General features: G+C 70.5%; 2 protein-coding genes and 3 tRNA genes. 4 read left to right on the forward strand and 1 reads right to left on the reverse strand.

From position 1 onward, the window contains the following. From AOK03_RS36570 to AOK03_RS36585, 4 genes are all read left to right on the forward strand, one after another. On the forward strand, positions 1–1,489 hold a 1,489-nt coding region (locus tag AOK03_RS36570; RefSeq protein WP_055569696.1), incomplete at its 5' end, for a metallophosphoesterase family protein. A gap of 80 nt (positions 1,490–1,569) precedes the next feature. Further along, positions 1,570–1,642 (forward strand) — tRNA-Glu (locus AOK03_RS36575). Between the two features lie 39 nt (positions 1,643–1,681). Then, a tRNA-Asp gene (locus AOK03_RS36580) sits at positions 1,682–1,756 on the forward strand. A 27-nt stretch (positions 1,757–1,783) separates the two neighbouring features. Continuing rightward, a tRNA-Phe gene (locus tag AOK03_RS36585) sits at positions 1,784–1,857 on the forward strand. 73 nt (positions 1,858–1,930) lie between these two features. Here the strand turns inward: AOK03_RS36585 and AOK03_RS36590 are convergent. Then, entirely contained in the window at positions 1,931–3,025 is a 1,095-nt protein-coding gene (locus tag AOK03_RS36590) for a DUF3533 domain-containing protein (protein WP_055569697.1), read from the reverse strand. Positions 3,026–3,117: the final 92 nt, after the last annotated feature.

Raw genomic sequence — 3,117 nt, forward strand, 5'->3', positions numbered from 1 at the left:
CAGGGTCAGCCCGCCCCACCCGTACGCCCGCGCCCTCGGCCTGATCACGGTCGTCCTGCTCGGCGCCTGGCTGGGACTGCTCGTCATCGGCAGCGTGCGCGCGCCGGTCGGCCCGATGGACACCCGCATGGCCCTGCGCCCGTCCGTCTCCGGCGGCACGAAGATCGACGTCTCCCCGCTCGGCGCCCTGGAGCTCCGCTCCCACACGGCCCCCATCCGCCTGGACGTCGACGTGGACCGCCTGGACCCGGTGCGCTCCCAGGCCCTGGTCGACCACCCCGAGCGGCTCGCCGGCCTCCAGGACGAGGTCGCGCGCGACGTCGGCCACGGCACGCTCGACCTCGCCGTGCGCTCCTGCGTCGCCGTCGTCTGCGGCGCGACCGCACTGGGCCTTGCCGTCTACCGCCGCCCGCGCCGCGCCCTGGCCGCGGGCGGCCTCGCGCTCACCCTCCTCGCGGCGTCCGGCACGGCGGCGTACGCCACCTGGAACCCGAAGTCCGTCCTGGAGCCGAAGTTCTCCGGCCTGCTCAGCAGCGCCCCCTCCGTCGTCGGCAACGCCCGCAGCATCGTCAGCGAATTCGACGTCTACCAGCAGGAGTTGGCGCGCCTGGTCACCAACGTCACGAAGCTCTACGACGTGACGTCCACGCTCCCCGCGTACCAGCCGGACCCCACCACCATGCGCGTCCTGCACGTCTCGGACATCCATCTGAACCCGGCGAGCTGGAAGATCATCTCTTCCCTGGTCGACCAGTACGACATCGACGTCATCGTCGACTCCGGCGACACCATGGACCACGGCTCGGCCACCGAGAACAGCTTCCTGGACCCGGTCGAGGACCTCGGCGCGCCCTATGTGTGGGTGCGCGGCAACCACGACTCGCACACCACCCAGCGCTACCTGCAGCGCTTCAAGAACGTCCACGTCCTCGACGACGGCAGGGCCGAGACCGTCGCGGGCCTGCGCTTCGCCGGCATCGGCGACCCGCAGTACACCCCCGACCGCTCGGAGAAGGCCGGCGGCGACTCGGTCGAGCACATGGCCGGCATACGTCTCGCCTCCGCCCTGCGCGCCGAACGCGCGGCGGGCACCCCGGTCGACGTGGCCGTCGCCCACAACCCGACGGCGGCACGCGAGACGGACGGCGAAGTGCCGCTGGTCCTCGCGGGCCACGTCCACCACCAGGAGATGGAGGTCATGGAGGGCGGCACGCGGCTGCGCATCGAGGGTTCGACGGGCGGCAGCGGGCTGCGCGCGGTCGAGGGCAAGTACCCCGATCCGGTCCAGGCGTCGATCCTCTACCTGGACCGCACGACCAAGCGGCTGCAGGCCTGGGACGAGATCAGGCTGGGCGGCCTGGGCCTGACGAAGGCGGAGGTCAGCCGCCATCTCCCCAAGGAGAACCGGCCCGGCGCACCACCTGCCACGACCTCGCCCTCCCCCTCCTCCGCCCGGTCCTCCGGGGAGCCTCCCGCGGACCACCGATAACCGTTTTGGCGATAGCTCCCCGCATCCCATATGCTTCTCACGTCCCCGACGCGCTGCAAAGCGCCCAGGCGGGCCTCTTAGCCCTCATCGTCTAGTGGCCCAGGACGCCGCCCTTTCAAGGCGGTAGCACGGGTTCGAATCCCGTTGGGGGCACGCAACACCTTGTGCGAGACTAGTGCTCGCACAACGCTTGGTCCTGTGGAGCAGTTTGGAGTGCTCGCCACCCTGTCAAGGTGGAGGCCGCGGGTTCAAATCCCGTCAGGACCGCTTGCAGATCACCTCGGTGAACTGCGTGGCTGGGTAGCTCAGTTGGTACGAGCGATCGCCTGAAAAGCGATAGGTCGCCGGTTCGATCCCGGCCCCAGCCACCTCTTCCGGAAGCCCCGCCTCGGCGGGGCTTCCGTCGTTTTCCCCCCTCCCGCCGGTCCCCCACCGCCGGTGCTACCCGGCAGGGGCCACCGCATGGGCCGGTGCGGACTCCCGCCCGCCCGGATGCCGGTGCCGCCATACCCAGAACACCGCCGAGGACAGCAGCGCCCATCCGCCGAGCACCAGGAACGGGAACGCGTGCTGGTGCCCGCCGAAGTACACCGCCGTGTGCTGCGCGTTCACCGACGCCCCCGGCGGCAGCCACCGCCCGATGTGCCCGAGCACGGAAGGGAGCAGCGGCCACGACACCGCGCCCCCGGACGACGGATTCCCCAGGAGCACCATCAGCCCCCACGTCGGGATCATCGCCCAGCGCCCGAACATCGTGTTGAACATCGTGAAGACCATCCCCGACGCGAACATCGTCAGCGCCAGGATCAGCCAGGACTCCACGAAGGGCAGATCCACCGCCCCCAGCCACCAGTCCACGACCGCCGAGATGACGAAGGCGCCGAGCAGCGCGTACAGCGCGGTGAAGCCGATCCGCTCCGCCGGATTCAGCCCGCGCGCGTGCACGCTCAGCTGGATCGCCCCCACGAAGCCGATGATCACGGCCGCCAGCGAGATGTAGAAGATGGCGAGTCCGCGCGGGTCGCCCTCCTGCAACGGCTTGATGTCCCGCACGGCGACCGGGACGCCGACCTTCTCCCCCACCTTCGGCGCGGTCTCCGCGAGCACCTGCGCGACGGAGGCGCCGGACGCCCCGGAGACGTCCAGCGTCACCTTGTCCCCGCCGCGGGCCACGTCGAGGATCGCGAAGACCTTCTGCTCCTCCACGTCGAGTCGCGCCGCCTCCCGGCTGTCGTACCGGTGCACCTCCAAGGAGGCGTTCAGCGCCTTCTCCATGCCGTCGAGGAAGGCCTTGCCGCGGGCCGAGTCGCCCTTGTCCCGCACGTCGACCACCGCGGTGGGGATGTGGTGCGGGGTGGGCTTCGCCATGGAGAAGGTGTACGACCCGGCGAAGAGCCCGGCGGCGGCCGCCAGGATGAACACCAGCACGATCGCGGGCAGGAAGGGCGACTGCTTGAACGCGTCCCACCGCTCGCTCCGGGTGGGAACGCGCCCGTGCGCGCCGTGCTGGTGCGGCTCCGGCTCATGATCAGGCATACGAACACGCTAAACCACGTATAAGCATCCTTCTCACTCGGTAACGGACGAAGACGACTTACTCCGCCGACGCCACCCCCGCACCCCCAGCA

Source organism: Streptomyces atriruber, from assembly GCF_001418325.1.
In the GTDB taxonomy this organism is placed as follows: Bacteria; Actinomycetota; Actinomycetes; order Streptomycetales; family Streptomycetaceae; genus Streptomyces; species Streptomyces atriruber.